We start from the raw sequence: 26,247 nt of genomic DNA, 5'->3' as shown, positions 1-26,247 counted from the left end.
GTCGGCGGTCAAGGTCAGGGGCGGCAGGGGACGACCTCGACGCATCGTGACGGTCACCTCGCTTTGCCCCACCATACCGCACCACAAGAAAATTGTCAACGAATTTCTGGTTCAGGACACTAGGTCGATGAAGCGCAACGGCATCCCCCCGAAATGGGAGCCCGGCGGGCAGCACGACACCAACAGATTCGCGCTCGCAGCGCATCCGGGCCAGTCGCAGGGGCGGCCAACTACTAACGCGGGCTCGCAGCTCATGGTACGTCACCCGCCTGCCCGTCCTGCGTGCTCCCGAGTGCCCCTCTCCCGGATGGTCTCACCTTAACGTAGCTGGGTTATTCGTGCGGCTACTGAAGAGGGCACCCGACATCTTCATACGGCACACCAATGGCATTGAGCGAGCCTTCCGGGAAATCTGGCAGCGGGTCCACCCGATGAGTTGCTTCACCAACCTGGCCAGCTGTGACCGCATCACCTATGCGGTGATCAGCGGCCTCAATACCCGGTGGGGGATGCGTTCCCGCTCAAAGGCTTTTGCACAAAACTCTCGACACCACCCATTGCCTCAATCGCGCGGCTGCGGCCACTGCGGCCTCCGTCCCGAGTGTCATCGACATTGACTCATCCTAGACGTCACGTACTAGTATCAGGATTACGTCTGAGAAATCTCACCTGCTACCGCCCGGGGGAAGCGGTCACTCTCCGTAGACCCGCCGCCCTCCCACAAACACCTCGACCACACGCAGCTCCCGGTCGAACAGGACCAGGTCCGCGCGGGCACCGGGGGCGATGCGCCCCAGATCCCGCCGCTGCAAAACCCGCGCCGGGACTGCCGAGGCCATAAGCACGGCCTGGCGCAGGGGCACGCCCAGGGCCACCACATTGCGCACAGCCTGATCCAGCGCCAGGATGCTCCCGGCCAGGGTACCGTCGGCCAGGCGCGGCGCGTCTGTGATCCGCACGCGCCGGCCGGCCAGCCGGGTGGTGCGCACCCGCTGGCCGGCGGCAGCGATGGCGTCGGTCACCAGGGCCACCCGCCTCCAGCCCTTCAGGCGCACGGCCAGCCGGACCATCGCCGGGTGCACGTGGACCAGGTCGGCGATCAGCCCCACGGTGACGCGGGGGTGATCCAGCGCCGCAGCGGCCAGACCCGGCTCCCGGTGGTGCAGACCGCGCATGGCATTGAACAGGTGGGTTACCACGTGGACGCCGCGGGCAAAGGCCAGCATGGCCTGCTCGTAGGCAGCCGCCGTGTGCCCGGCCGAGATCACACAGCCACGCCGCCGCAACTCCTCGATGAGGCGGTCCGCTCCGGGCAGTTCCGGAGCCAGGGTGACCATGCGCACCAGCCCCGGCGCCTCGTCCAGCAGTCTCACCAGGCCGCCGTCAGGGGGGCGGAGGAGCCGGGGGTCGTGCGCTCCCCTGAACGCCGGATGGAGGAACGGCCCCTCCAGGTGCAGGCCGAGGACACGGGGCGCCTGCAGCTCCGCCGCGGTACGCCGCCACCAGGCCAGCGCGGCGCGCAGACGGGGAGGCCGCGTTGTAATCAGCGTCGGCAGGAACGCGGTCACTCCCGTGGAGAGAAGGTAGCGGCAGACGCCCTCCAGGCGGGTGCCCGTTCCCACCGAGAGGAAGTCGACGCCGGATGCGCCATTGACCTGCAGGTCGATCAGCCCCGGCGCCAGAATGCCCTCAGGTGCGGACAGATCGGCGCGGCGCGCCCTTCCCTGGCGCACCGTCACGATACGCTCGCCGACGACGGTGACCACCGCCGGTGTGAGGTCACCCCGGGGGGTGATCACCCGGCCGGCCGCCAGGACCAGCCTCTCGGGGTGTCTCTTCATTCTCGCTCCGCGGGAGCGCGCGGCGCCGATGCTGCCGCTGCAGGCATCAGATCAGACTAGCCTTCGCCCCCGACCCGCCGGTCGTCCTCCCTGGCCGCATCTCTCTTCCCTGCCAGCGCCCCTCCCTGGCCTCAAACTCCTCGGGATCGCAATCCCGGCCAGGGGCCGGGCCTGCGGCAGGCGAACACTCTCCAACACGCCTCGAACTGTCGGGAGGAAGCGTCCATGGAAACGCCGGGCGTCCACAGTCGGTATGGGGTGGAGCACCACGGTTTCCGCAACGTGAACAACATTTACTGGAACCTGACCACACCGCAGCTCTACGAGGAGGCCATCCGGCGCCGGGAGGGCCGGCTGGCGCACCTGGGCCCGCTGGTGGTGCGCACCGGACATCACACAGGGCGTTCCCCCAACGACAAGTTCGTGGTGCAGGAGCCATCCAGCGCAGAGCACATCTGGTGGGGGCCGGTGAACCGGCCCATGCCGCCAGAGCAGTTTGATCTCCTGCACCGTCGCCTGCTGGCCTACTTCCAGGGGAAGGACCTGTTCGTCCAGGACTGCTTTGTCTGCGCTGACCCGGAATACCGCCTTCCCCTGCGGGTGATCACCGAGACCGCCTGGCACAGCCTCTTCGCCCGGGTCATGTTCATCCGCCCCCACCGGGCGGAGCTGCCCGCCCATGTTCCCCAGTTCACCGTAATTCACGCGCCCAACTTCCACGCCATCCCCGAGCTGGACGGCACCCGCTCAGAGGTTTTCATCGTCATCCACTTCGGACAGCGCCTGGTCCTTATCGGGGGCACCCACTACGCAGGGGAGATCAAGAAGTCGGTCTTCACGCTGCTCAACTACCTGCTTCCGCAGCGGGGTGTGCTCTCCATGCACTGCTCGGCGAACATGGGCTCTGGAGGTGATGTGGCCATTTTCTTCGGCCTCTCGGGGACCGGCAAGACCACCCTTTCCGCCGACCCGGCACGCCGCCTCATCGGCGACGACGAGCACGGGTGGAGCGACCGCGGTATCTTCAACTGTGAGGGGGGCTGCTATGCCAAGGTGATCCGCCTCTCCCCCCAGGCGGAGCCGGAGATCTACGAGACCACCCGCCGCTTCGGCACCATTCTGGAGAACGTGGGCTTCGACAGTACTACAGGCAGGGTGGACCTGGACGACGATTCCCTTACCGAGAACACCCGGGCGGCGTACCCCATCACGCACATCCCCAACGCCACCCGCGACGGGCTGGGCAGCCACCCGCGCGCCGTCATCATGCTTACCGCCGACGCCTTCGGGATCCTTCCGCCCATCGCCCGCCTCTCTCCCCCCCAGGCCATGTACCACTTCCTCTCCGGGTATACGGCCAAGGTGGCGGGCACCGAGCGGGGCGTCACCGAGCCGCAGGCCACCTTCAGCGCCTGCTTCGGCGCGCCGTTTATGGCCCTCTCTCCCATCGTTTACGCGGAGATGCTGGGCGAGCGCCTCCGCCGCCACGGCGTGGCCACCTGGCTGGTCAACACCGGATGGAGCGGCGGCCCGTACGGCGTCGGCCGGCGCATCCGCCTGGAGTACACCAGGGCCATGGTCCGCGCCGCCCTGGACGGCGCCCTGGAGGAGGTGCCCCTGCGACCTGACCCCGTCTTCGGCCTGGCCGTCCCTACCGCCGTCCCTGACGTTCCTGCGGAGATCCTCAATCCCCGGGAGACGTGGGGGGATGGGGGGGCCTACGACCTGCAGGCGCAAAAGCTGGCGGAGATGTTCGCCCAGAACTTCGCGCAGTTTGCCCACCAGGTCCCCGAGGCCGTGCGGGCTGCGGGACCGCGCCGGTGAATCTCAGGTCACTTTGACTCTGCTTCCCGGATGGTCAGCACCGGGATGCGGCTGTGCCGCACCACGTACTCCGCCACGCTGCCCAGGAGGACGCGGGCCAGGCCGGTGCGCCCGTGGGTGCCCATGACGATCAGGTCGGCTCCAACCTCCTCGGCCACCTGCAGGATGGTCGGCCGGGTGGAGCCCTCCCGCAACACCGTCCGCGCCTGGGGGAAACGTGCCTGCAGCCGGGCCATCTCCTCCGCAGTTTCCGCACGCACCCGCTCCACCAGCTCGTCCACGGCCGGCATCATGGCCACCTGCGTGGAAAGCCCGGCCAGCCCCGCCAGGCTCAGGTCGAGCACGTGCAGGATCACGAGCTCCGCGCCGAAGGTGCGGCGCATCACCTCCGCCCAGTGGGCAGCCGTCTCCGCCCCCGGGGAGAAATCGGTGGGAAAGAGGATGCGTCGCACCCGCACCTCCGGACCCGCTGCCTGCTGCTCCCCTGTCATCTCCCTGCCTCCCCTCTCCAGCGACGACACGCGGACCGGGAGGTCAGGCCACCGTCGTCTCCTTGGCGTACTCTCCATCCACCAGTACCACCATCACCCGCTCCGTGGAAGGTCGAGTTGCAGGCTCGCCTGGCTGTCGCCGCGGGGGATGCGGATAAGCAGCACGGGGCGGGAGGCGCGGGCCACCAGGCGGGAGGCCACACTACCCGCCCACACCGCGGAGACGCCCGAGCGACCGTGGGTGGCCATCACCAGCAGGTCCACCTCCGGACCTGCCAGCCGGTCCAGGAGCACGCGGACCGCCTCGCCCCGCTCTACGGACGCGGCCACCCTCACCCCCTCCCGCACCAGCCGCGCCGTGATCTCCTGCAGGTACGTCACCGCCTGCTCCGCCTCGACGTCCAGCAGCGCGGCTCCGGCGGTGGGCATGAGACGGGCGGCCGTTGCCCGGTCGTCGGCGATGGTGGCCACCGTGGGCACTACCATCACCAGGGCCACCTCCGCGACCAGGGCGCGGGCCAGCGCTGCCGCCGCGGGCAGCGCGGCTTCGGCCATAGGGCTGCCATCCAGCGGGACAAGCAGCCGGCGGACGGTCCAGACCTGCTCACGTCGCACCGCGGTGGGAGCCATGAGCAGCACGGGAACCGTCCCCCGCGCCAGGACCTGTTCTGCCACCCGCCCGAAGAGCAGCGCCCGCACCCCGCCGCGGCCGTGGGTACACAGGACGATCAGGTCCACGCCCAGGCTGGCCGCACGCCTGGCGATGACCCCGGCCACGTCGGCCCCCTGGTCCACCGCTACGTCCGCCCGCACTCCTTGGGCGACCATCGCCTCCGCCACCCCGCGCAGGTAGCCATCCGCCTCCCCCGCCCGCGTCAGGTGCACGTCGCCGTGCACCGTGGGCGGGGCACCCGGCTCGACCACGTGCAGCAGGGTGACCTGCGCGTCCAGGGCCCGGGCCAGGGTGGCGGCGACCGGGAGCACGGCCTCCGCCAGCCGCGAGCCATCCAGAGGGACCAGCATGTGACGGAACATGGGCTAGCCTCCCGCGGCAATCCGGTAAAGCAGAAACAGATTCAGGGCAATGATCATGGCCACCAGCACCCCCGCCACCACTGTGGTCCCGGTCCCGTTGACCAGCTCCCCCATGAGGACGCGGCGGCTGGTGAAGCGGACCAAAGGTACCAGGGCAAAGGGCAGGCCGAAGCTGAGGATCACCTGGCTGATGACCAGGGTGCGGGTGGGGTCCAGCCCCATGGCGATGACCGCGATGGCCGGGGCCATGGTCACCAGGCGACGCAGCCAGATGGGGATCTGCCGGTGCAGGAAGCCCTGCATGATCACCTGCCCGGCCATGGTCCCCACCGTAGAGGAGGAGAGGCCGGAGGCGAGCAGGGAGACGGCGAATACCGTGCTGCTGGCCGGCCCCAGCAGGGGGGTCAGGGTGCGGTAGGCCTCCTCGATGCTGGCGATCTCGGTGAGCCCCCGCGCGTAGAAGGTGGAGGCGGCCATGATCAGCATCGCCGCGTTAACCAGCCCGGCCAGGCCCATGGCGATGATCACGTCGATGACCTCAAAGCGGAAGATGCGCCGCGCCTGGGCACCATCGCGGGGGACGATGCGGCGCTGCGTCAGCGCCGAGTGCAGGAAGACCGCGTGAGGCATGACGGTGGCGCCCAGGATGCCCGCGGCCAGCAGGACGGATTCCGTGCCGGCGAACCCGGGGACGACGGCGTGGCGGGCCACGGAGAGCCAGTTCGGCCGGTCCAGGATCGTCTCGACCACGTAACACAGTGCCACCACCCCCACAAAGGCAGTGATCACCGCCTCGATGGCCCGAAAGCCGCGGCGCTCCAGCGCCAGGATCGCCAGGGTGACGACTCCGGTGAGCAAGGCCGCCGGCAGCAGGGGGATGCGCAGCAGCAGGTAGAACCCCAGCGCCGCCCCCAGGAACTCCGCCAGGTCGGTGGCCATGGCCACCAGCTCGCTGATCACCCACATGGCCCAGACCACGGGCCGGGAGAACTGGTCGCGGCACAGCTCCGCCAGGTTGCGACCCGTGGCGATGCCCAGCTTGGCGGAGAGGGCCTGCACCAGCATGGCCGTCAGGTTGCTGGCCAGGATGACCCACAGAAGCAGATAGCCGAACTCCGCCCCGCCCTGGATGTTGGTGGCGAAGTTCCCCGGGTCGATGTAGGCCACGCTGGCGACGAAGGCCGGGCCGAGGAAGGGCAGGAGGCGGGCCAGCCCGCGGCGGGTACTGCGTCCTTCCAGCACCTCCACCGCGGCGGTGATGGTGTCCAGGCGTCCGCTTCCGGCCTTGCGTGCCATCTCCCCCTCCAGCGCCCGGGCGCCGCCGTCCTTGCGGAGGCCGGCGCGACCGGGGCGGCCAGGCTCACACCGGCTGGGGTCTACCCGCGGACCAGGTGCCTGGCCAGGAAGAGGACATTGGCCGGCCGCTCCGCCAGGCGGCGCATGAAATAAGGATACCAGTGGGTGCCGAAGGGCACATAGACGCGGAGGCGATATCCCTGACCCACCAGCGCCTCCTGCAGATCGCGGCGGATGCCGTAAAGCATCTGAAACTCGTAGCGGGTGGAGGGGATGGCATAGGCGGCGGCCACCGCGCGGGCATGGGCGATCAGGGACTCATCGTGGGTGGCGATGGCCACATAGGTCCCGGCTGTAAGCAGGCGATGGCTCAGGCGGGCAAACTGGCGGTCCACGTCCGCCTTGCGCGGGAAGGCCACTGCCGGCGGTTCGTCGTATGCGCCCTTACACAGCCGGATGTTCACGCCCCGACGGATGTAGCGCTCCGCGTCCTCGGGGGTGCGGTAGAGGTAGGCCTGCAGTACGATGCCGATGTTGCGCCACCCTGCATCCCAGACGCGGTCGAATACTTGAAGGGTAGCCGGCAGGCGGCTGCTGTCTTCCATGTCTACACGGACGAAGTTCCCAAGCGCCGCCGCCTGCTGCACAACGCTGCCCAGCAGCTCGGTGGCCAGGTCCGGGGAGATGTCCAGCCCCAGCTGGGAGAGCTTGAGGGAGACGTTGGCCTGCAGCCCGGTCCGGGCGATGGCCTCCAGGACCTCCATGTAGGCCGACGCCGCCGCCCGTGCATCCGCCTCGCTGACCGTGGCCTCCCCCAGGACGTCCAGCGTGGCCAGCAGGCCCCGGGCATTGAGCTGCGCCACTACCGCCAGCGCCTCCTCCAGCGTCTCCCCGGCAATGAAGCGGCGCACTGCCGGGCGGAAGAACGGGGTGCGGGTCACCGCCTGCCGCGCCCTGCCGCTGCGGGCAAGCGTCAGGAGCGTATGGCGGAGGACACGCTGGCTCAAGACCGTCCTCCCTCCAGCCGTGTCCGAAGGGCTCAGGCCGCCCGGGGGGAGAGGGCGAAGTCACCCACCCGGGGACGCCGGCACGGCGCCACCTCGCAGTCGGGGAACAGGTGGGCGAACTCCTCCTCCCGGGCCAGGCGGACCGACATCGCGCCCAGCGCCTCCTTCAGCCGAACCAGGGCCACCCGGTACGGCACCGGGAGCACCAGCATGACCGGCATGCCATCGGATACGGCCATGACCACTTTGGCCACCCAGTAGCCGCTGACCTGCTCCAGGGCGGCCAGCCGCTGCGCCCGGCTTCAGCATCGCACCGTCGTCCGGCGGCGCCCATCGGGCGCAGAACCGATTGCGCTGTCACAGACCGATGCGCATCCTGCTCCAGCGCGCGGCAGGCCACGCGCTCCCGCTCCGTCCGCCTACCCTAAGCAGCTTCAGCACGAAGGCCGCGGTTCTCCATGGACGTGAGCACCGGGATGAGGTTGTAGGCCTGAAATACGTAGCCGACGTTCCACAACCGCAGGTGCGCCAGCCGGTTGCGGTCCAGCCGGTCGATGCGCTGACCCTCGAACTACACCTCCCCGTCGGTGGAATGGTCCAGCCCGCCCACGAGGTGGGGCAAGGTGCTCTTGCCGCTGCCGGAGGCCGGATGCTGGCGTAGAGGATGCGCGGATAGCCGAAGACCGCCTCCTTCCTGGAGAACCACAGGCAGGCTGAAGCCGGGGCCCAGGCGCGAGACCAGTAGCAACCCGGCCAGCGTCCCGGCGACGGCGCCGCTCACACACAGCCATAAGCTCTCCCACAGCACCATGATGGCCACAGCGCGCCGGCCGGCGCCCAGGCCATGATCACGCCGAACTCGCGGATCCGCTCCATCAGGTGCAGGTAGACGGTGTTCACCACCATGAGGCCGGCCGACACGACCCCGCCGAAGGTAACCCGCTTCACGGCCTGCCCCCGCTGGTCGAAGACGACTTCCGTGGGGACATAGGTCTGGGCGGTGGCCCGGATGGTCACTCTGCCGCAGGGGGTGGGCGCCCGTAGACGTCGTGCATGCATTCGGTGACGTACCCGGCGGCGTTGAGCATGATCCCCTCGTCCACTCCGGCGCGGTTGACCCCGATCCGCCCCGGAGAAAGACGGTGGTCATCCCTCACCCCATGCAACGCGTATGTTCCCTTTCCCCGGAGGGCCTGGTGCCCCTTGCCCCGTGCATCCACATGTGAGATCATTCACGATCCATCGTCTCCACCACACGTCGTTGCCACCGGGGGCAGTCTGCGCACGGCATCGGTACTCACGGCAGGCAAGGATACGAGCGGGATGGCGGGGGGAGGGACGCGCAGCACCCGCTTCGATTGGCCCGCCTGCAACCGGTGGACCGGCGCTCCTACACCCGCTGCAACAGCAACTGCTCCCGGGCGACCTCCCTCCCGCGGGCGATGGCCGAGAGGTTGAGCGTCACCAGTGCCGCCCGGTCGGGCGGCAACATCTGGCGCAGGGCCTGCTCCACGGCCGGCAGGGAGACCACCGGCTCGGCAGCCAGGAAGGCCCCCAGGAGCACCATGTTGGCCGCCCGGGCATCTCCCAGCGCGGTCGCCTCCCGTACCGCGTCCACCAGGAGCACACGCACGTCGCCTCGCCGCACCGGGCGGTCCACAATCGAGGAGTTAACGATAAGCAGCCCGCGACTGCGCACTCGCGGCTCGAACTTCTCCAGGGAAGGGCGGTTCATGACGATGACTGCCGGCGGGTCGGAAACCACCGGAGAGCCGATGGGCTCGTCGGCGATGACCACCGTGCAGGTGGCCGTCCCTCCCCGCTGCTCCGGCCCGTAGGCGGGCATCCAGGTCACGTTCTTGCCTTCCACCACGGCGGCGTGCGCCAGTACCTCCCCCAGGAAGAGGATGCCCTGGCCGCCGAACCCCGCGATCACCAGCTCCGTCGTGGCCACCGGCTACCCTTCCTTCCCCCCACCCAGCGGCATCAGGACTGCCTCCCGGGGCTCAGGCGTCCTGAACTCACCCAGGGGGAACTCCGGCAGCATGTGTTCCTCCAGCCAGCGGACCGCCTCCACCGGCGGCAGCCCCCAGGTCACCGGGCAGGTGGACAGGACCTCCACCAGGGAGAAGCCTTTGCCCTCCACCTGGGTCTGGAAGGCGCGGCGAATGGCCTTCTTCGCCCTGTGGATGTTTCCCGGACCGGCCAGAGCCACTCGGGCCAGGTAGGCGGGGCCGCGCAGCGTGTTTAACAGCTCTACCACGCGAATGGGATAGCCGGCCTGCCTGGCGTCACGCCCGAAGGGCGTGGTGGTGGTGCGCATGCCCAGCAGCGTGGTGGGAGCCATCTGCCCGCCGGTCATGCCGTAGACGGCATTATTGATGAAGATCACGGTGATGTTCTCTCCCCGGTTGGCGGCGTGGACGATCTCCGCCGTGCCGATGGCCGCCAGATCGCCGTCCCCCTGGTAGGTGAAGACGATGCGGTCGGGCAGGACGCGCTTGATCCCCGTGGCCACCGCCGGGGCGCGGCCGTGAGCGGCCTGCTGGAAGTCCAGGTCGAAGTAGTTGTACATGAAGACGGAGCAACCCACTGAGGCCACCCCGATGGTCCTGCCGCGGATGCCGAGCTCGTCAATAGCCTCAGCGACAAGCCGGTGCGCCACCCCGTGGGTGCACCCGGGGCAGTAGTGCATAGGGACGTCCAAGAGCACCTTCGGCCGCGCTGTGACCTGCTTCATGGCGCCACCTCCGCGGCCAGCTGCTCGATCTGCTGCACCACCTCCGGCGGCGTGGGGACCACGCCTCCCAACCGCCCGTAGAAGCGCACGGGAGCGCGGCCCTCCACGGCCAGGCGCACGTCCTCCACCATCTGCCCGGCGCTCATCTCCACGACCAGGAAGGCACGCACCTGTTCCGCTGCCTGGCGGAAGGCGGCCACGGGGAAGGGGAAGAGGGTGACCGGCCGCAGCAGGCCGGCGGCGATCCCCTGAGCCCGTGCCCGATCCACCGCCGAGCGGGCCACCCGCGCCGCCAGTCCGTAGGCAGCCACCGCCAGCCGCGCATCCTCCATGCGGTAGGCCTCCCAGCGCACCTCCTCCTGCTGCGCCCGGCGGTACTTCTCCAGCAGGTGCAGGTTGTGCTGCTCCAGCTCGTCGGGATCCAGGTAGATGGAGTTGATCAGGCGGCGCGGCCCTTCACCGGCACCGGTGGTGGCCCAGGAAAGGTCCCGCTGCCGCTGCACCGGCGGGGGGAAGCTCACCGGCTCCATCATCTGACCCAGGATCCCGTCGCCCAGGATCATCACCGGGTTGCGGTAGCGCTCCGCCAGGTCGAAGGCCAGGATGGTCAGGTCGGCCGCCTCCTGGATGGTGGACGGCGCCAGGACGATCAGCCGACCGTCGCCGTGGCCTGCTGACCTGGTGGCCTGGAAGTAGTCGCTCTGAGCCGGGGCGATGTTGCCCAGGCCGGGGCCGCCGCGCACCATGTTTACGATCACGCAGGGCACCTCTGCCCCCACCAGGTAGGAGAGCCCCTCCTGCATCAGGCTGACCCCCGGGCTGCTGGTCGAGGTCATCACCCGGGCTCCGGCGCCTCCCGCGCCGTAGACCATGTTGATGGCGGCCACCTCGGACTCCGCCTGCAGGAAGACCCCGCCGCGGCCCGGCAGCTCCCGCGCCATGTACTCGGGCAGCTCGCTCTGCGGGGTGATGGGATAGCCGAAGTACGCCTGCACCCCGGCGCGCAGCGCCGCCTCGGCAATAGCCTCGTTCCCCTTCATCAGCATCCGCTCCACCGGCCTCACCTCATTCCCTCAGGCCGCCCTGACCCGCTCGGGCTTGAAGACGGTGATGACCACGTCCGGACAGACCAGCGCGCAGGCAGCGCAGGAGGTGCAGCGTCCCTCGTCCATCAGCTCCACGGTGTAGAAGCCGCGGCTGTTCAGGCGGGAGCTCATGGTCAGCACCCTCGGCGGGCAGAACTGCACGCAGAGCTGGCACCCTTTGCACCGCTCCTGGTCAATGACGATCCTGGCCATGCGGTCCGCCTCCCACGCGCGAGGTCTGCGCCGAGGCGGCCCACTCCGGTACCTCCCAGGGGGGCCGCATGAACAGACGCAGCGGCAGGATCTCCGTCCCCGGCGGCGCGCTCCCCAGCAGCGGCTCGCGCACGGCCAGCCAGCGCACCGGCACCCCCAGCAGGGCCGCCGCGGCGCAGACGACGGCATGTCCCTGCTGCACCACTTCTGCGCTGGTCTCCTCCCCCAGGTGCGGCACGCTGACCAGGGCGGTTACGGTCACATTCCCGGCGGCCTCCAGGGCCTGCCCCATCTCGGCGATGCGTAGCGCCGTACCCATGACCGGGCGGTAGGGGTTGACCACCAGGAAGACCTCGGCGTCCTCCGGCAGCAGGGCGCGTACCTGGCGCAGGACGAGGGCGCCCTGCGCCTCCCCGCCCACATCCAGGAGAATGGAGCCGGGTCGCTGCAGGGCTTCAAACACCTGGGGGATGAGTAGCGGCAGGTCGGCCTCCGACCACTTGCCCTCGGGGGCCACGAGGGAGACGCCCGCCTGCGCCAGGACTTCCCGCACCTGCCTGGCGCGGAAGAAGGGATCCACGATGTCCAGGTCGACCAGGGTAACCGCAGCCCCCCGCGCCGCCAGCAGGAGGCTGCGATTGAGGGCCACTTCAGTCTTGCCGCTGCCAAATGGGCCGATGAAGACCTCGACGCGGCGGCGCATGAATATCCCGCCTCTCACGGTACCAGGAGGGACCGGGGGCGGGTATCGGGCGACAACCCGATTCCCCCTGGAGGCCAACCTCTACGTCTAGACCGTCCGGCCGAACTGAAAGGCCACCTTGAAGGCACCGGTCCTGGCCTTTCCCATGGCGGTGGTGAAGGCCTGGGGGTAGGCCCCCAGGGGGTAAAGGTGGGTGAGCAGCGGCGCCAGGTCCACGCGCCCCGCGGCCATCCACTCCAGGACGATCTCCATGGTGCGCCGCCGCTCCCCGTTCCACGTCTCCACGCCGTAGACATGGCTGCCGGTGACGGTGAGCTCCGTCAGCCAGATCGGCCCCCAATCCACCCCCCGCAGCGTGGCGGCCAGGCCCAGGATCACCACCCTCCCTCCGGGCCGGGTGAGCCGGAGGGCGTCATCGACGCTGCGGGAGGAGCCCACGCACTCCAGCGTCAGATCGCAACCGCCGATGAGCACGCGCTTGCCCAGCAGGGGTCGGCGCAGAATCCCGCCCGTGAGCTCGGCGATGGCATCGTAGTGCACGTCCCCCCTGCCCAGCAGCAGAGCCGCATCCGCGCCCAGGCGGCGAGCCATCTCCGCCTGGAAGGCATACTTCACCAGGGCCACCACACGCACGGGCAGATGCAGGGCGCGAATAGCGGCGACAGCACACTGCCCGATCACACCGCCGCCGACCACCAGAACGGTGCTGCCATCCGCCGGCCGGTGCCGCAGCAGCGGGTGAACGGCCACCGCCAGGGGCTCCGCCAGCAGGGCGTTGCCGTCGCTGACGTGGTCGGGCACGGGGAAGACCTGCGAACGGTGGGCCACGAAGTTCTCCCCCCAGCTTCCCCCGGTGTCCCGGCAGTAGCCGATGAACAGCCCGGGGCTGATCTGCCCCTCCGTGAAGCGCAGGCACAGGTTGTAATCCCCCGCCGCGCAGTTGCTGCAGGGTGGGTCGATCCCGCGGGCGAGGCAGGGCAGGATGGGCTCCACAGTCACCCGCTGCCCCACCGCCAGGTCGGTCACCGCCGGACCCACCTCAACCACGGTGCCCACGCTCTCGTGCCCGGGCACAAAAGGGAAGGAGGTGTAGGCTGAGGTCACCATACTGGTGTGCAGGTGGAGCATGGAGAGGTCGCTCCCGCAGATCCCCCCCAGGCGCGTGTTCACCCGAACCCAATTCGCGGCGGGCAGCGGTGGATCCGGCACCTGGGTGTACTGCAGCGGGGAGAAGCGCCCCCACAGGGCCCGCCGGCTGATACCTGCCGAGAGTCGTGTGACGGCGAACCGTGGGATGGTGGGGTTGAATAGGAGCGCCCGCATCGCGGCTCACAATTTCGCTGCTCCGGGCCAGGAAGCCTGTCCCGGCGGGCGGATGGTCATCAGGTGCCTATGACATGGGAACCTGGCGGATGAAGCCCGCCTCCAGCCGATCGAAGATGTCCGCCAGCGTTCGCCCGGTGATGGTCAGGCCGTGGTTCTTCAGGCCGACCACGGCGCGGGCCGGGTCGGGGGCCTGGCGCACCTTCTCCGCCACCGCCTGCGCCAGCTGGATGGTGCCGCAGGGGTAGTTGATGGCGGTGGAGGGGATCCCCTGCATCCAGGCGTGCACGTGGACGATGGCGCCCACCTGGGGGTGCTCACTGTAGATCATCCAGTGCTCGATGGCGTCCACCGAGACGCGCCGCGGCTTGACGTGCGGAGGCACGGAGAGCAGCATCACCTTCCGCTGCGGGTCGAAGCCCTTCACCAACAGCATGTCCCGCCCGATCTCCCGCATGTTGCCCTTGTCCACGCCCGAGGCGCTCATCCAGAAGCGGGTGGCGTCCTTGCGCACGCTGAGGTTGCCGTAGGAGAGGCCGCCGATGCCGAAGAGGCGCTCGATGTGCCTCAGGTCGCGGGCGGGGAGCAGCTCGCCCATGGGGAAGGGGGCGGGCAGGAGGTTCAGAGCGTCCAGCCTCCGGCCAGCCTCGGCCAGCTGCGCCGTCAGCTCGTCCCCCTGCCAGAGCTCCGGCGGCAGGTCGGTGTGGAACTCGTTATCGATAACCAGCTCCGAACAGGCCAGCGGCAGCAGACGTTCGTAGAGGTGGGCAAAGTAGGCGTCCCCGGTCAGATCAGGGATCCGGTACGTCCCCTGCTCCAGCGTCACGAAGTGAGTCTCCACGCGCCCCGCGGCGCGCACCAGGTAGATCATCAGGTTGCCCAGGGAGCGAATCAGCAGCGGGTAGCCCTCCTTGAGCACGTTGTCCGGCTGGCGGTTGGTCACGGCCACGGTCACCAGGAAGGTGCCCTTCCCCTTGCGCCGGTAGGGCCGGGGGCGAGCGGCGTCGATGAAGTTGAACACCAGGCGCAGCTCCTCGTCCTCCCTCTGAGAGAAGCGGTGGCCGTGGCGGGTGAAGACCTGGCGCAGCCCCTCTGCCATCTGCGCCAGCACGGGGTCGGTGTAGGTGCCGGCGAAGGCGAAGGTGATGGGCTCGGGGGCCTGGGGGGGTGGGGAGCTGCGTCGCCTCCCTGCGACCTGTGGAGCTCCAGGACCGGCGGCCGCGCCGTCCCCGTTCCCGTTGGCTGCGGCGCGCACGGCGAAGGTGCAGCGGGGATCTCCGCGGACGATCCACTCGGACTGCTCCACCTCACGGTCTACCAACCCTCGGATGACTTCCCGGGTGACGCAGCAAAGGTCGCGGAACTCCAGGGCCAGCGGGGCCAGCGGACAGGTGTAGAGGGAGAACTGGAAGCCGTCGTCGGTCTGCATCACCGGCGTGGCCTCGGCGTCGTTGAAGAACAGACGGCGTACCGCCTCCAGGCGGGCGCCCACATCGGGCAGGCCGCGGATCTCCGGGTGCTGCGCGGCCACGCGCACCGCCACCTCTCGCAGGAGCGCCTCCACCCGCTCCGGCCCCCGGGTGCGCAGGGTGTCAAAGAGCGCCCGCAGGAAGGCCAGGTAGGTCTCCGGGCTGGCCAGCTCGGCCTGCGGCGTCAACCGGTACATCAGCGGTGGCCGCCCCGAGGGCCGCTTCACCAGGAAGCTCTGGACAACACCGTCGCGGGCCATCCGCCCCAGGTGCTGCCGCAGTGTAGAGCGGGAGAGTCCGGTACGTTGCCGCAGGTCGGCCAGGGTCGCTCCGCCGGACTCGCGAATGAGCCGGAGCAGCTTCTGCCGCGTGGGCAACTCCTGAGACACCATGGCCCCACCTCCCCGGTGAGCCAGCGCGGAGTTGGGCCGATTTTGGCCCGTCATTAGCACATTTACCTCCGGTATCGGGGGAAAGGGAATCGGGCAACCACCGTATTTTCGACCCTCAGCCCAGGATCTCGAAACCCAGGTCATGGGCCTTCTGCAGGTAGAACTGGATGTCCTCCAGGCGCGTCTGCGACCCCAGGCTCTTCCGCTCCCATGCCTCCTCCGCGGCCAGGATCATGGTCTCCGCCAGGCACGCCGGGACGGTGCCGTCACCGAAATGCAGGTCCAGGTTCCCCCGCATCTGCCCCGGGGGACGGACGACTCCCCCCGGGATGACGCGCACTCCGGGGACCTGCCGCACCGCGGGGTGGACATCCGCGGGGCGCCCGTCATCGTAGATCCACGCCCCTTCCCTGACGTGCTCGGGGAAGATGACCGCACCCGGATCGCTGGTGGCGGTGAAGATGAGCTCGGCACACTTGATCTGGGCGATGTCGGTTGTGGGAATGATCTGAACCCCGGGATGCGCTCTCTGCAGGAGCGCGGCGCTGCGCTCCAGGCGCTGGCGGTCGCGGGCGATCAGGATGAGCGCGCCCACCAGCGGGGCGATCTGCCGGGCGATGCCAAACGCCACCACGCCGGTGGCCCCCACCACGGCTGCGGTGACCTGACGCAGGTCCCGCCCCCCGGCCGCAAAGCGCTCCAGGATTCTGGGGACAGCCGCCCTGACCGTGCCCGCGGTCAAGGCCCCGCCGTTGGTCACGTGGATCTCCGGCACGGCCTGCTGCACCACCAGGCCCTTGTCCCCCACCACGCTCCAGAAGGCGCCCAGGCCGATGGTGGTGGCGCCGAGCTCACGGGCCAGCCGCGCAGCCTGGATCGCCCGCCGCACGGCCAGCTCCGGCCTGGCGACGATCTGCTCCGGCAGCAGCGGCGTGGAGAGCAGGTAGCAGCAGATCTGGCGGCCGTCACCCGTGCGCACGCCGGTAAGCTCCCCCACCTTCATGGGGTTGAAGCGCTCGGCCAGCGCCTGCACCCAGGTCAGGGGAACCACCCTCGATTGCACCAGGGGTCTGAGCCAGCGAAAGCGCAGGCTCTGCCACAGGTCGTCGACGCTCATAGGGTGAATGAGGAAGGCACAGACCACCTGCCGGGCGGAGGGCAGGGGGAGGGGACGGCCCAGCCGGGGCTCAATGCCGTCCAGGATCCGCCCGAGGTTTTCCTTGTAGCGTCCCCCCGCCAGGACCGGCAGCAGCCACAGAAGCGCCTTCGTCGCCGGCGGGACCGGGGCCGCCAGGGCGGCGATGGCCAGCACCGCCGGGAGGGTCAGCGCGGCCAGCGACCCGTACCCGGTGGCAGCATACACTGCCGCAGACGCGGCCAGCGCCGGGACTATGTAGGGTAGGGGTAGCCCGGCAACCGCCAGGCCGCCAAGGGAGCCAAAGAGCACCCCGGCGCCGCGCGCTCGCGGGGCGGGGTGGCCTGGGAGGCCGGTGAGATGCCCGAAGTAGACGGCCCCCGCCGCCAGGACGGCACCGAGAAGGCCGGTGGTCCGGGCGAGAGAGACGGCGGCCAGTCCCTTCAGCAGGTCGAGGAGAAAGGCGGCCGCCACCGCTCCCGCTCCCAGCACGTCCAGCGCGCTTTCCAGACCCAGGTTGTAGGCCGAGGCCCAGCGCGGGTCGCGTCCGGACAGGCGGCGCACCGCCCAGTAGCCCAGCGGGAGGGCCCCGATGACGTAGGCCAGCAGCGCGACTGGCAGGATCATCCAGTACGATCACCGCAGAGCCCCTCCGGCCCCCTGGAGGGGAGGTTGCGCGCCGTCAGGGTACCCCTCTCCCCGCTGAGGGATGGGAGGATGCGCGCCGTAGTGGTGCTCCTTTCCTTGCTTGGGGCCCTGTGCACATCGCCGCCGCCTGTCTCCATGGTACCCCCTGCACACAATGCGGTGCCGCCGGCCAAGTTCCTGCTGTTCCTCTATGCCGATGCCCCACATCTGCGTCGGCGGCCCCGCGCTGTCCGTGCGTGCCCGCTGGCACGGAGGATGCTCGGGCCAACGTGGGGCACGCGCTGGAGACGGCGGTGTTGCTCGAACTTGAGCGGCGGGGTTACAGCGTCGCCCATGTGAGGATCCCTCGCGAAAATTGGACGTGCTGGCGGAGGCGGCAAAACGCTATCCACAGGCGACACGGGCTCACGTTGACGCAAGATGCACGGTCCCCCGGTGGCAGAGAGGATTGTCGCGGAGCCGGCGTATGTCTGGATGCTGACGCCTCCCCCCGCCGGCAGATAACCACTTCACAGAAGAAATGGGACTTGGCCCAGGAACTTGGTCCCGACGCCTAGTATTCAATATCCCAAATTCCACTTGGGGGAATGTCTATGTGGAGTATCGTGCGGGTGGTGTTGGTCTTGCTGGTGATGGCCGGATTGACGCTTGGGGCGACGGCGGCGCCGAAGGCGCAGAAGATGACGGTAACAATGTCCGACTACCGGTTCACGCCGAGCAAGGTGAACCTGACCGCCGGGACACCGGCGGCGCTGACCCTGGTCAACAAGGGGAAGGTGGAGCATGAGTTCATGGTCTATCTCGCGCCCAAGACCCCGCCGGAGGACTGGGACGAGTACGTCATGTCCAATACCTTCTTCAAGGACATGGGCGAGGTGGAGGTCGAGTTCGAGGGCCAGGGTGCCGTGGCCGGGGTGAGCATCTTCGAGGTGGAGGTCAAGCCCGGAAAGCGCGCCGTCGTCCACTTCACGCCCAGCAGGAAAGGCACGTTCGAGATTGGGTGCCATGTCGAGGGGCACTACGAAGCAGGGATGAGGGGCACGCTGACGGTCAAGTAGCGATTCTGAGACCTGAACAAAGACCCTAGACTATATCGGGTGAACGCCTGATATTTCTGACGCCCGCCGTGGTCTAAACTACACCAGAGGCCCGTAACGGGGGACCCGGAGGAGGAGAAGTATGCGTCCGTCACGCCCGCGGCAGATCGTCACCATCGACGGGAACGAGGCGACCGCCTCGGTGGCCTACCGCGCCAGCGAGGTCATCGCCATCTATCCCATCACTCCCTCCTCCCCCATGGGCGAGTTCGCCGACGAGTGGGCGGCGCAGGGCATACCCAACGCCTGGGGAGTCATCCCGCAGGTGGTCGAACTGCAGTCCGAGGGCGGCGCCGCCGGTGCGGTGCACGGGGCGCTGCAGGCGGGGGCGCTGTGCACCACCTTCACCGCCTCCCAGGGCCTGCTGCTGATGATTCCCAACATGTACAAGATCGCCGGGGAGCTCACCGCCTTCACCATGCACGTAGCTGCCCGCACCCTGGCCACCCACGCGCTCTCCATCTTCGGAGACCACTCCGACGTCATGGCCTGCCGCCAGACCGGCTTCGCCATGCTGGCCTCGGGCTCGGTACAGGAGGCTCATGACCTGGCGGCCATCGCCCACGCCGCCACCCTGCGCGCCCGCGTCCCCTTCCTGCACTTCTTCGACGGCTTCCGCACCTCGCACGAGATCAACAAGATCACCCTGCTGGGCGACGACGACCTGCGGGCCCTGCTGCCGGAGGAGGAAATCGCGGCGCACCGTCGCCGCGCCCTCACCCCCGACCGTCCCGTGCTGCGGGGCACAGCGCAGAATCCTGATACCTTCTTCCAGGCGCGGGAGGCGGTCAACCCCTTCTACCTGGCTGCGCCTGAGGTCGTCAGGCAGACCATGGAGCGGTTCGCCGAGCTCACCGGGCGCCGCTACCACCTCTTCGACTACGTGGGCCACCCGCAGGCGGAGCGGGTCATCGTCCTGATGGGCTCCGCCGCGGAGACGGTGCATGAAACCGTGGAGTGGCTGCTGGCGCGGGGGGAGAAGGTGGGCCTGGTGAAGGTGCGCCTCTACCGCCCCTTCTCCGTGCCCGACTTTATCGCCGCTCTCCCCTCCACGGTGCGGGCCATCGCCGTGCTGGACCGGACCAAGGAGCCGGGAGCGCTGGGCGAGCCCCTCTACCAGGACGTGGTTACGGCCCTGCGAGAGGCGCGGGAGGACGGCCTCCTCCCTTCCGGAGCCGAGCCCCGGGTGATCGGGGGACGCTACGGCCTCTCCTCCAAGGAGTTTACCCCGGCCATGGTGGTGGCCGTCTTCAGCGAGCTGGCCCGGGAGCGGCCGAAGCGACACTTCACCGTGGGCATCACCGACGATGTCACAGGCCTTTCCCTGCCCTTCGACCCTGAGTTGGACATCGAGCCGGCGGACGTGACCCGGGCGGTCTTCTTCGGCCTGGGCGCCGACGGCACCGTGGGCGCCAACAAGAACTCCATCAAGATCATCGGCGAGGAAACCGACAACTACGCCCAGGGCTACTTCGTGTATGACTCCAAGAAGTCGGGGGCGATGACCATCTCCCACCTGCGCTTCGGCCCCCGACCCATACGCTCCACCTACCTCATCCGGCGGGCCAGCTTCGTGGGCTGCCATCAGTGGCCGTTCATGGAGCGCATGGACGTCCTGCAGCACGCCGCCCCCGGCGCGGTCTTCCTGCTCAATGCCCCCTACGGCCCGGAAGAGGTGTGGGATCACCTGCCCCGGGAGGCTCAGGAGCAGATCATCGAGAAGCGGCTGCAGTTCTACGTCATCGATGCCCTGGACGTGGCGCGGCGTACGGGGATGGGTGGCCGGATTAACACCATCATGCAGACCTGCTTCTTCGCCATCTCCGGCGTGCTTCCGCGGGAAGAGGCCATCGCCAAGATCAAGGAGGCCATCCAGAAGACTTACGGCAGCAAGGGCGAAGAGGTGGTGCGGCGGAACTGGCAGGCGGTGGATGAGACGCTGGCGCACCTGCACCAGGTGCAGGTGCCGGCGCAGGTCACGGCAGCACGGAGGCGGCCGCCGCTGGTGCCCGACCATGCGCCCGACTTCGTCCGCAGGGTCACCGCAGCCCTGATGGCCGGCCAGGGCGACCTGCTCCCGGTCAGCGCCTTTCCTCCGGACGGCACCTGGCCGGTGGGCACCACCAGGTGGGAGAAGCGCAACATCGCCAGCGAGATCCCGGTGTGGGACCAGGAGCTGTGCATCCAGTGCAACAAGTGCGTCTTCGTCTGCCCCCACGCGGTCATCCGGGCCAAGATCTTCCAGCCGGACGGGCTGCTGGAGCAGGCCCCACCCACATTCAAGAGCGTTCCTTACCGCAGCCAGGAGCTGAAGGGCTACCGCTACGCCCTGCAGGTGTCGCCCGAGGACTGCACGGGTTGCAGCCTCTGCGTCACCATCTGCCCGGCCAGAGACAGGGCCAACCCCCAGCACAAGGCGCTCAACATGGCGCCGCAGCTGCCGCTGCGGGAGCAGGAGCGGGCCAACTGGGAGTTTTTCCTCCGCCTGCCGGAGTTCGACCGCACCCGGCTGAAGCACGACGTGAAGGATGTGCAGTTCCTCACCCCGCTCTTTGAGTTCTCCGGCGCCTGCGCCGGCTGCGGCGAGACCCCCTACATCAAGCTGCTCACCCAGCTCTACGGCGACCGGGTGCTCATCGCCAACGCCACCGGGTGCTCGTCCATCTACGGGGGGAACCTCCCCACCACCCCCTACACCACCAACCGGGACGGCCGCGGCCCGGCCTGGTCCAACTCCCTGTTCGAGGACAACGCCGAGTTCGGGCTGGGGATGCGGCTGGCCGTGGACATGCTGGCCGGGCAGGCCCGCGATCTGCTGGAGGCCCTGGCCCCACGCCTGGACGCTGACCTGGTGCGCGGGCTGCTGGATGCCGACCAGTCCACGGAGGCCGGCATCGCCGCCCAGCGGGCCCGGGTAGCGGAGCTGCGGCGGCAACTGGCTGCGCTGGACGACCCGGAGGCGCGGCGGCTGGACCTGCTGGCCGACTACCTGGTGCGCAAGAGCGTCTGGATTGTGGGCGGGGACGGCTGGGCCTACGACATCGGCTACGGCGGGCTGGATCACGTCCTGGCCATGGGCCACGACGTCAACATCCTGGTCCTGGACACCGAGGTCTACTCCAACACCGGCGGCCAGCAATCCAAGGCGACTCCGCGCGGCGCGGCGGCCAAGTTCGCCTCCGCTGGGAAGGTCACGGGGAAGAAGGACCTGGCCATGATGGCCATGACCTACGGCAACGTCTACGTGGCCCGTGTGGCCTTCGGAGCCAGGGACGCGCAGACGGTCCGCGCCTTCCTGGAGGCGGACAGCTACCCAGGCCCCTCCCTGATCATCGCCTACAGCCCGTGCATCATGCACGGCTACGACCTGGCCCTCAGCCCGGAGCAGCAGCGGCTGGCGGTGGAGTCGGGGTACTGGCCGCTGTTCCGCTACGACCCACGGCGGGTGGCGGAGGGGAAGAATCCGCTCCAGCTGGACTCTCCGCCGCCGAAGGTGGACCTGTCCAGGTTCGCCTCCAACGAGACGCGCTTCCGCATGGTGGAGTACCAGGATCCGCAGCGGGCGCAGACCCTGCTGGAGGCGGCCCGCCACGACGTGCGCACCCGCTACCGGATCTACGCCGAGCTGGCCAAGCTGCCGGTGGAGGGAAAGGTCCCGGTGGAGGCGGCGGCTCCGGCCGCCCAAACAGTGGGGGCCGTTGACCGGTGACGAGCGGATCCGACCGGAGGAGGGCGACTGTACGGGTTAGAGCGCCAGGCCGCGCACGGGGATGAGCCGCCTGGCCAGCGGATCCGGGGCGAGACCAAACCCTTCCAGGGTATAGGCCCCCAGCAGCGGCTGCGAGCCGGCGTCCGCGAAGACCACGAGCGTGGGGAGTACCTGGCTGTTCCAGCGAGCCATGGCCACCGCCATCTCCCGCTCGATGACCCGGCCGTCAGCGGTGAGGAACTCCCGCCGGAATTGCGGTTGAATGCCCAGGCGGGCGAGGACCTCCCTTGGGACCCATGTGTAACTGGCTCCGGTATCGACCACCGCCTCGACGGTTTCCCAGCGCTGGCCCTGGGGGTCCCCGATGTCGAAGCTTGCGCGAAACGTCCCCATAATTCCATGCTAGGGTGGACCTGTGTTGAGGGTCAACCAGACCGGGCGTAGCCATCAATCCGCCGTCCCTCTGCCCCGGCCGCTGGTTCCCGTGGTCCTGGTGCGCCGGGTCAACCGCTTTGCCGTATCTGCCCGCCACGGCGGGCGACGGCTCTACCTGCACCTGCCCAACTCCGGCCGGATGGAGGAACTCCTCCGCGCCGGGGCACAGGGCGTGGCCCACCTCCTACCGCAGCCCAGCGGCCGAACCGACGGAGTGCTGCTGCTGATCCGCCACCGCGGCCGCTGGGTCGGACTGGACGCCCGGATGCCCAACCGCCTGTTTGCCGCGGCGCTGGAGGCGGGCACCCTGCGGCCGTTTCGCGGGTACGCGCGGCGGCGCCCGGAGGTGCGCTTCCCGGGCGGGCGGGTCGACTACGTGCTCGAAGGAGGCGGCGTCCCCTGTCTGGTGGAAACGAAATCGTGCAACCGGGTGGACGGGACCGTTGCGCTGTTTCCGGACGCCCCCAGCGCCCGAGGCGCGCGCCACCTGCGCGCGCTGGCCGCGGCGGTGCAAAGAGGCTGGCGGGCCGCGGTGGTGTGGTTCGTGCAGCGAGACGACGCCACCGTCCTGCGCCCCTTTGCCGCCGCCGACCCGCGCTTCGCCGCAGAGGCCCGGCGGGCCGCCGCCCGGGGAGTGGAGTTCTACGCCTACACCTGCCGGGTCACGCTCAGGGAGATGGCCGTGCGGCGGCAGATCCCCGTGGACCTGGCTTCAGTGTCCTCTCGATGAGGTCGGCCAGGGCCGGAATCTCCTCGAACCCCAGCGAGCCGTCTCCCGGCACATCGGCCACCACCGCCAGGATCGGCCCGGCGGGGCCCGGCCGGCCGGATGAGACCGCGGCTCGGCGGACCTCGATCTTGGGGACGGGCTCCCGGCTGTAGCCCTCGACCAGGATCAGGTCGGCCGTCCCCACCAGCTCCTCCACCTGCCGCAGGGAAGCCTCGCCGTCGATCCCCCGCACCACGGCCACCTTTCCCGGACCGGCGATGGCCACGACGTCCGCCCCCGCCCGGGCGAAGCGCCAGGTGTCGGTGCCCTCACGGTCGATCTCGAATCCGTGGACGTCGTGCTTGATGGCGGCCACCCGGTAGCCGCGGCGCCGTAGCTCCGGCAGCAGCCGCTCGATGAGGAAGGTCTTCCCGGCCCCCTTGGCGCCGACCACGGCGACCATGGGGACACCCGCCGGCTCGGTCCGGACCGCCGGCTCGGCCAGAAGCTGCACCCGAACGGCATCTCCCCGCCGCAGCTCCGCGACCTCCGGGGGGATCAGGATAAGGGCGTTGGCGTCGCTGATGGAGCGCAGCGTGGCCGTCCCCTGACCGCGCAGCGGGGTCGCCCACAGGCCTCTGGGAGAGACCCATGCCTGCGCCCACAGGTAGCGGGACCGACCCGGCCGGACGCGCAGCGGCGCCTCCAGCCTGGCCGGCAGCCACGGGCGGGAGGGGGTGCCGCCCATCATGGCCTGCAGCGCGGGGCGCACCAGCTCCTCGAACGCCACCATGGCGGCACCCGGCGTCCCGGGCAGCCCGAAGACCGCCGTCCTGCCGGCCAGCCCGAAGGCCACGGGCCGGCCCGGTTTCATGGGCACGCGCCAGAAGAGCAGGTCCACCCCCGCGCGGCGCATCGCCTCCTTCACCAGGTCCCGCTCGCCCACAGACATGCCGGCGGTAGTGATCAGCACATCGGCCTGCAGTCCCGTACGGATGCGGGAGGTCAGGTCGTCCAGGTCGTCCCGGGCGATCCCCAGGCGCAGGGGGATGCCCCCGGCAGAGGTCACCTCGGCCGCCAGCGCGTAAGAGTTGCTCTCCACCACCTGCCCCGGGCGGAGGGCGGATCCGGCCTCGACCAGTTCGTCACCCACCGCCAGGATCGCCACCTGGGGGCGGCGTACCACCTCCACGGTGACGACCCCCAGGCTGGCCAGCAGGCCCAGGTGGCCTCCGCGCAGGGTCGTCCCGGCGGCCAGTACGACCTCGCCTCGCCGGGCGTCCTCGCCGGCGGGGAAGACGTGGCGTCCGGCGGGGAGGGACGAGCGTACCCAGACGGTGTCCCCCTGCACCTCCACGTCCTCGAAGGGCACCACGGCGTCTGCGCCCTCCGGCACCGGCGTCCCGGTGGCTACACGCACGGCGGTACCGGCATCAACCCGAGGAGGATCCGCGGCGCCGGCGAAGCCGGCCCCGCTGACCCGCAGGCCCACGGGGTGGGCGGGGGAAGCGGCGGCCACGTCCTGCGACCGCAGACCGTAGCCGTCCATGGCCGCGCGGGGAAAAGGCCAGAGGTCGCGGGGCGCCACGATGTCTGCAGCCAGCACCCGCCCTGCTGCTTCCGCCAGGGGAACCTCCTCAGCGGGCAGGCGCGGGACGGCCTCCAGGATCCGGGCCCGTGCCTGATGCACCGACGTAGCCGCCGGTGTCTTCGCTCCTACAGGCGACATGCTGCCCGCCCCCATCATCTCCTCCCTCCCAGCAGGACCTCTGCCGCCTCCACGTCTTCGGGGACGTTGATGTTGAAGAAGAGGCGGCGAGGATCGTCGAAGCGGCGGACCTCCTCCTCCCCGACGAAGCGCACTGTCAGCGTGGTGGACTGCACAAAGTCGGCCAGCGAGTCCCGCCCCTGCTCCAGGGAGGCGGCAAGCGGCGGGATGCAGCTTCGGGCGTAGCTCCCGACCAGTGGCTCGATCCGCTCCCACCGCGGCAGGGTGATGTCCGCCTCCGCCCCCGCCTTAGCCAGGTATTTAAGGAAGTCGACCGTCACCAGGGGCATGTCCACCGCCAGGACCAGGGCGCGCTGGTGACGGATGGCGCGCAGCCCGGTGAGCAGCCCGCACATCGGCCCCCGGCCGGGGATCTCGTCCCGCAGGTAGTGCCACCGCCCCCGCAGGCCGACTTCGTCCCGCGTTACCACCACCACGTCCTCGGCCACGGAGCCCAGCAGTGCGGCCGTCCAGGCCAGCAGGGGAATACCCCGCACCCGGGCCATGCGCTTGTCACCGCGAAAGCGCACCCCGCGCCCCCCCGCCAGCAGGATCCCCGACACCGGGGTCATAATGCCCCCGTCCCCCTCGGGACGCAGGACGCGGTGAGCGTGCCTGCGTCGTCGCCCCGCGAAAGCTGTGTGCTGTATCGACTCTATCCCGCCGCGGTAGTCGCGGCCATCGGGCGGCGGCCCGATCTGCCGTGGGTGAACTACCTGACTGCGCTGAGGCGCAGCGGCCACCAGGTGAGGGTGACGTTCTTCTGGCCGTCGCGGTCCCCGTTGCCTCCGTCCCAGACGGCAAAGTTCACGTAGACGGTCTCACCCGGCAGGAACTGGACGTCAGCGGGGTCGGTGGTGCGCAGCGGCCGGGCCAGGAGGACGGTCCAGCGCTCGGCCTGCCACAGGCCCAGGCCGACCACGTCCTGCTGGGGCTGGCTGGTCAGGGTACCGAACCCCCAGGCCACCAGGTCCTCCACGGCGCTGACCCGGCGGGGCAGGGAGAGCAGGTTGCCGGCCGCCGCCCCTGCGTTGAAGGCGCGCCGCTTGGCCTCCTCCTTCAGGAACCGCGAGTCATAGTAGTAATCCACCGACATGTGCGGGTAGGCAGCGCGGAGGTCCCGGGGACGGGCCAGCTCGTCCTGCCAGGCGGCCTTCCACTGCCAGATGTTGACCGGGCGCTGCCGGTCGCCCATGAAAGGATTGGGCAGCACGCCCGGGTTCACGGGAAACTGCACCGCCGCCGCATCGGTGAATACACCCTGGCGCGTAGGTGTACGGTTGGACGTGGGGTCTCGCCAGGAAAGCTCCAGGTAGACCATCCTGCC

25 protein-coding genes are annotated in these 26,247 nt (G+C 69.6%); 4 read left to right on the top strand and 21 right to left on the bottom strand.

Going from position 1 to position 26,247, the window contains the following annotated elements; all coding sequences use genetic code 11:
• Positions 1–692 precede the first annotated feature (692 nt).
• Complete coding sequence (nagA, locus tag QN152_11430) at positions 693–1,841, bottom strand: N-acetylglucosamine-6-phosphate deacetylase (GenBank protein ID MDR7540120.1); 1,149 nt, start codon at positions 1,839–1,841, stop codon at positions 693–695.
• A 225-nt stretch (positions 1,842–2,066) separates the two neighbouring features.
• Here nagA and QN152_11425 point away from each other — a divergent pair, with 225 nt between their 5' ends.
• Entirely contained in the window at positions 2,067–3,665 is a 1,599-nt protein-coding gene (locus tag QN152_11425) for a phosphoenolpyruvate carboxykinase (GenBank protein ID MDR7540119.1), read from the top strand.
• Between the two features lie 8 nt (positions 3,666–3,673).
• Here QN152_11425 and QN152_11420 read toward each other — a convergent pair whose 3' ends face one another.
• The 16 genes from QN152_11420 to QN152_11345 all read right to left on the bottom strand — a co-directional run bounded on the left by QN152_11420 (position 3,674) and on the right by QN152_11345 (position 17,181).
• Complete coding sequence (locus tag QN152_11420) at positions 3,674–4,156, bottom strand: universal stress protein (protein MDR7540118.1); 483 nt, start codon at positions 4,154–4,156, stop codon at positions 3,674–3,676.
• 93 nt (positions 4,157–4,249) lie between these two features.
• A complete protein-coding gene (locus tag QN152_11415; GenBank protein ID MDR7540117.1) occupies positions 4,250–5,191 on the bottom strand; it encodes a universal stress protein in 942 nt (313 codons plus the stop codon).
• 3 nt (positions 5,192–5,194) lie between these two features.
• On the bottom strand, positions 5,195–6,487 hold the full coding sequence (locus QN152_11410) for an Nramp family divalent metal transporter (protein MDR7540116.1): 1,293 nt from the start codon (positions 6,485–6,487) through the stop codon (positions 5,195–5,197).
• Positions 6,488–6,567: 80 nt separating this feature from the next.
• Positions 6,568–7,494, bottom strand: a complete 927-nt coding sequence (locus QN152_11405; protein ID MDR7540115.1) for a proline dehydrogenase family protein — start codon at positions 7,492–7,494, stop codon at positions 6,568–6,570.
• Positions 7,495–7,526: 32 nt separating this feature from the next.
• A complete protein-coding gene (locus QN152_11400; GenBank protein MDR7540114.1) occupies positions 7,527–7,772 on the bottom strand; it encodes a YbaK/EbsC family protein in 246 nt (81 codons plus the stop codon).
• 293 nt (positions 7,773–8,065) lie between these two features.
• The gene (locus QN152_11395; GenBank protein MDR7540113.1) at positions 8,066–8,275 is read right to left on the bottom strand and encodes a hypothetical protein; all 210 of its coding nucleotides are present in this window, start codon (positions 8,273–8,275) and stop codon (positions 8,066–8,068) included.
• Complete coding sequence (locus QN152_11390; protein ID MDR7540112.1) at positions 8,272–8,511, bottom strand: ABC transporter permease; 240 nt, start codon at positions 8,509–8,511, stop codon at positions 8,272–8,274. Before QN152_11390 ends, QN152_11395 begins: the two co-directional genes overlap by 4 nt.
• Positions 8,508–8,651 carry a hypothetical protein gene (locus QN152_11385; protein MDR7540111.1) on the bottom strand — a complete coding sequence of 48 codons (144 nt, stop codon included), beginning with the start codon at positions 8,649–8,651 and terminating at the stop codon, positions 8,508–8,510. Before QN152_11385 ends, QN152_11390 begins: the two co-directional genes overlap by 4 nt.
• 233 nt (positions 8,652–8,884) lie before the next feature.
• Complete coding sequence (locus QN152_11380; GenBank protein ID MDR7540110.1) at positions 8,885–9,448, bottom strand: 2-oxoacid:acceptor oxidoreductase family protein; 564 nt, start codon at positions 9,446–9,448, stop codon at positions 8,885–8,887.
• A 3-nt stretch (positions 9,449–9,451) separates the two neighbouring features.
• Positions 9,452–10,234 (bottom strand): thiamine pyrophosphate-dependent enzyme, encoded by a 783-nt coding sequence (locus QN152_11375; GenBank protein ID MDR7540109.1) that lies wholly within the window; start codon positions 10,232–10,234, stop codon positions 9,452–9,454.
• Complete coding sequence (locus tag QN152_11370; protein ID MDR7540108.1) at positions 10,231–11,289, bottom strand: 3-methyl-2-oxobutanoate dehydrogenase subunit VorB; 1,059 nt, start codon at positions 11,287–11,289, stop codon at positions 10,231–10,233. The genes QN152_11375 and QN152_11370 overlap by 4 nt, the downstream gene beginning before the upstream one ends.
• A gap of 18 nt (positions 11,290–11,307) precedes the next feature.
• Positions 11,308–11,532: a 4Fe-4S binding protein gene (locus QN152_11365; GenBank protein ID MDR7540107.1), complete on the bottom strand. Its 225-nt coding sequence runs from the start codon at positions 11,530–11,532 to the stop codon at positions 11,308–11,310.
• A complete protein-coding gene (locus tag QN152_11360; GenBank protein MDR7540106.1) occupies positions 11,513–12,235 on the bottom strand; it encodes a hypothetical protein in 723 nt (240 codons plus the stop codon). The genes QN152_11365 and QN152_11360 overlap by 20 nt, the downstream gene beginning before the upstream one ends.
• Positions 12,236–12,322: 87 nt before the next feature.
• The gene (locus tag QN152_11355; GenBank protein ID MDR7540105.1) at positions 12,323–13,558 is read right to left on the bottom strand and encodes an alcohol dehydrogenase catalytic domain-containing protein; all 1,236 of its coding nucleotides are present in this window, start codon (positions 13,556–13,558) and stop codon (positions 12,323–12,325) included.
• A 67-nt stretch (positions 13,559–13,625) separates the two neighbouring features.
• Positions 13,626–15,419: a class II aldolase/adducin family protein gene (locus tag QN152_11350; GenBank protein MDR7540104.1), complete on the bottom strand. Its 1,794-nt coding sequence runs from the start codon at positions 15,417–15,419 to the stop codon at positions 13,626–13,628.
• A 115-nt stretch (positions 15,420–15,534) separates the two neighbouring features.
• Entirely contained in the window at positions 15,535–17,181 is a 1,647-nt protein-coding gene (locus QN152_11345; GenBank protein ID MDR7540103.1) for a glycerol-3-phosphate acyltransferase, read from the bottom strand.
• A 626-nt stretch (positions 17,182–17,807) separates the two neighbouring features.
• Between QN152_11345 and QN152_11340 the strand changes: the two genes are divergently transcribed.
• Positions 17,808–18,260, top strand: a complete 453-nt coding sequence (locus tag QN152_11340; protein MDR7540102.1) for a cupredoxin domain-containing protein — start codon at positions 17,808–17,810, stop codon at positions 18,258–18,260.
• Between the two features lie 121 nt (positions 18,261–18,381).
• Entirely contained in the window at positions 18,382–22,008 is a 3,627-nt protein-coding gene (gene nifJ, locus QN152_11335; GenBank protein ID MDR7540101.1) for a pyruvate:ferredoxin (flavodoxin) oxidoreductase, read from the top strand.
• Positions 22,009–22,044: 36 nt separating this feature from the next.
• Here nifJ and QN152_11330 read toward each other — a convergent pair whose 3' ends face one another.
• Positions 22,045–22,401: a retroviral-like aspartic protease family protein gene (locus QN152_11330; protein MDR7540100.1), complete on the bottom strand. Its 357-nt coding sequence runs from the start codon at positions 22,399–22,401 to the stop codon at positions 22,045–22,047.
• A 25-nt stretch (positions 22,402–22,426) separates the two neighbouring features.
• Between QN152_11330 and sfsA the strand changes: the two genes are divergently transcribed.
• Positions 22,427–23,173, top strand: coding sequence for a DNA/RNA nuclease SfsA (gene sfsA / locus QN152_11325; protein MDR7540099.1), 747 nt, complete (start codon positions 22,427–22,429; stop codon positions 23,171–23,173).
• On the opposite strand, the gene mobB is transcribed toward sfsA, so the two are convergent.
• The 3 genes from mobB to QN152_11310 all read right to left on the bottom strand — a co-directional run.
• On the bottom strand, positions 23,112–24,899 hold the full coding sequence (gene mobB / locus QN152_11320; protein ID MDR7540098.1) for a molybdopterin-guanine dinucleotide biosynthesis protein B: 1,788 nt from the start codon (positions 24,897–24,899) through the stop codon (positions 23,112–23,114). The two genes, sfsA and mobB, sit on opposite strands and share 62 nt — an antisense overlap.
• The gene (locus QN152_11315) at positions 24,896–25,492 is read right to left on the bottom strand and encodes a molybdenum cofactor guanylyltransferase (GenBank protein ID MDR7540097.1); all 597 of its coding nucleotides are present in this window, start codon (positions 25,490–25,492) and stop codon (positions 24,896–24,898) included. The genes mobB and QN152_11315 overlap by 4 nt, the downstream gene beginning before the upstream one ends.
• A gap of 140 nt (positions 25,493–25,632) precedes the next feature.
• Positions 25,633–26,247 (bottom strand): ethylbenzene dehydrogenase-related protein (locus QN152_11310; protein MDR7540096.1); only part of this gene is annotated, 615 nt, incomplete at its 5' end.

The organism is Armatimonadota bacterium, from assembly GCA_031459715.1.
GTDB lineage: Bacteria > Sysuimicrobiota > Sysuimicrobiia > Sysuimicrobiales > Humicultoraceae > Humicultor > Humicultor tengchongensis.
The sequence above is the reverse complement of the archived record's forward strand: the minus strand, read 5'-3'. Positions and strand labels throughout refer to the sequence as shown.

What these genes read in the sequence shown, in the direction of transcription:
- nagA (MDR7540120.1), bottom strand. Translation starts at nt 1,841, where the DNA reads ATGAAGAGACACCCCGAGAGGCTGGTCCTGGCGGCCGGCCGGGTGATC.
- QN152_11425 (MDR7540119.1), top strand. Translation starts at nt 2,067, where the DNA reads ATGGAAACGCCGGGCGTCCACAGTCGGTATGGGGTGGAGCACCACGGT.
- QN152_11420 (MDR7540118.1), bottom strand. Translation starts at nt 4,156, where the DNA reads ATGACAGGGGAGCAGCAGGCAGCGGGTCCGGAGGTGCGGGTGCGACGC.
- QN152_11415 (MDR7540117.1), bottom strand. Translation starts at nt 5,191, where the DNA reads ATGTTCCGTCACATGCTGGTCCCTCTGGATGGCTCGCGGCTGGCGGAG.
- QN152_11410 (MDR7540116.1), bottom strand. Translation starts at nt 6,487, where the DNA reads ATGGCACGCAAGGCCGGAAGCGGACGCCTGGACACCATCACCGCCGCG.
- QN152_11375 (MDR7540109.1), bottom strand. Translation starts at nt 10,234, where the DNA reads ATGAAGCAGGTCACAGCGCGGCCGAAGGTGCTCTTGGACGTCCCTATG.
- QN152_11365 (MDR7540107.1), bottom strand. Translation starts at nt 11,532, where the DNA reads ATGGCCAGGATCGTCATTGACCAGGAGCGGTGCAAAGGGTGCCAGCTC.
- QN152_11360 (MDR7540106.1), bottom strand. Translation starts at nt 12,235, where the DNA reads ATGCGCCGCCGCGTCGAGGTCTTCATCGGCCCATTTGGCAGCGGCAAG.
- QN152_11355 (MDR7540105.1), bottom strand. Translation starts at nt 13,558, where the DNA reads ATGCGGGCGCTCCTATTCAACCCCACCATCCCACGGTTCGCCGTCACA.
- QN152_11350 (MDR7540104.1), bottom strand. Translation starts at nt 15,419, where the DNA reads ATGGTGTCTCAGGAGTTGCCCACGCGGCAGAAGCTGCTCCGGCTCATT.
- QN152_11345 (MDR7540103.1), bottom strand. Translation starts at nt 17,181, where the DNA reads ATGATCCTGCCAGTCGCGCTGCTGGCCTACGTCATCGGGGCCCTCCCG.
- nifJ (MDR7540101.1), top strand. Translation starts at nt 18,382, where the DNA reads ATGCGTCCGTCACGCCCGCGGCAGATCGTCACCATCGACGGGAACGAG.
- QN152_11330 (MDR7540100.1), bottom strand. Translation starts at nt 22,401, where the DNA reads ATGGGGACGTTTCGCGCAAGCTTCGACATCGGGGACCCCCAGGGCCAG.
- mobB (MDR7540098.1), bottom strand. Translation starts at nt 24,899, where the DNA reads ATGATGGGGGCGGGCAGCATGTCGCCTGTAGGAGCGAAGACACCGGCG.
- QN152_11315 (MDR7540097.1), bottom strand. Translation starts at nt 25,492, where the DNA reads ATGACCCCGGTGTCGGGGATCCTGCTGGCGGGGGGGCGCGGGGTGCGC.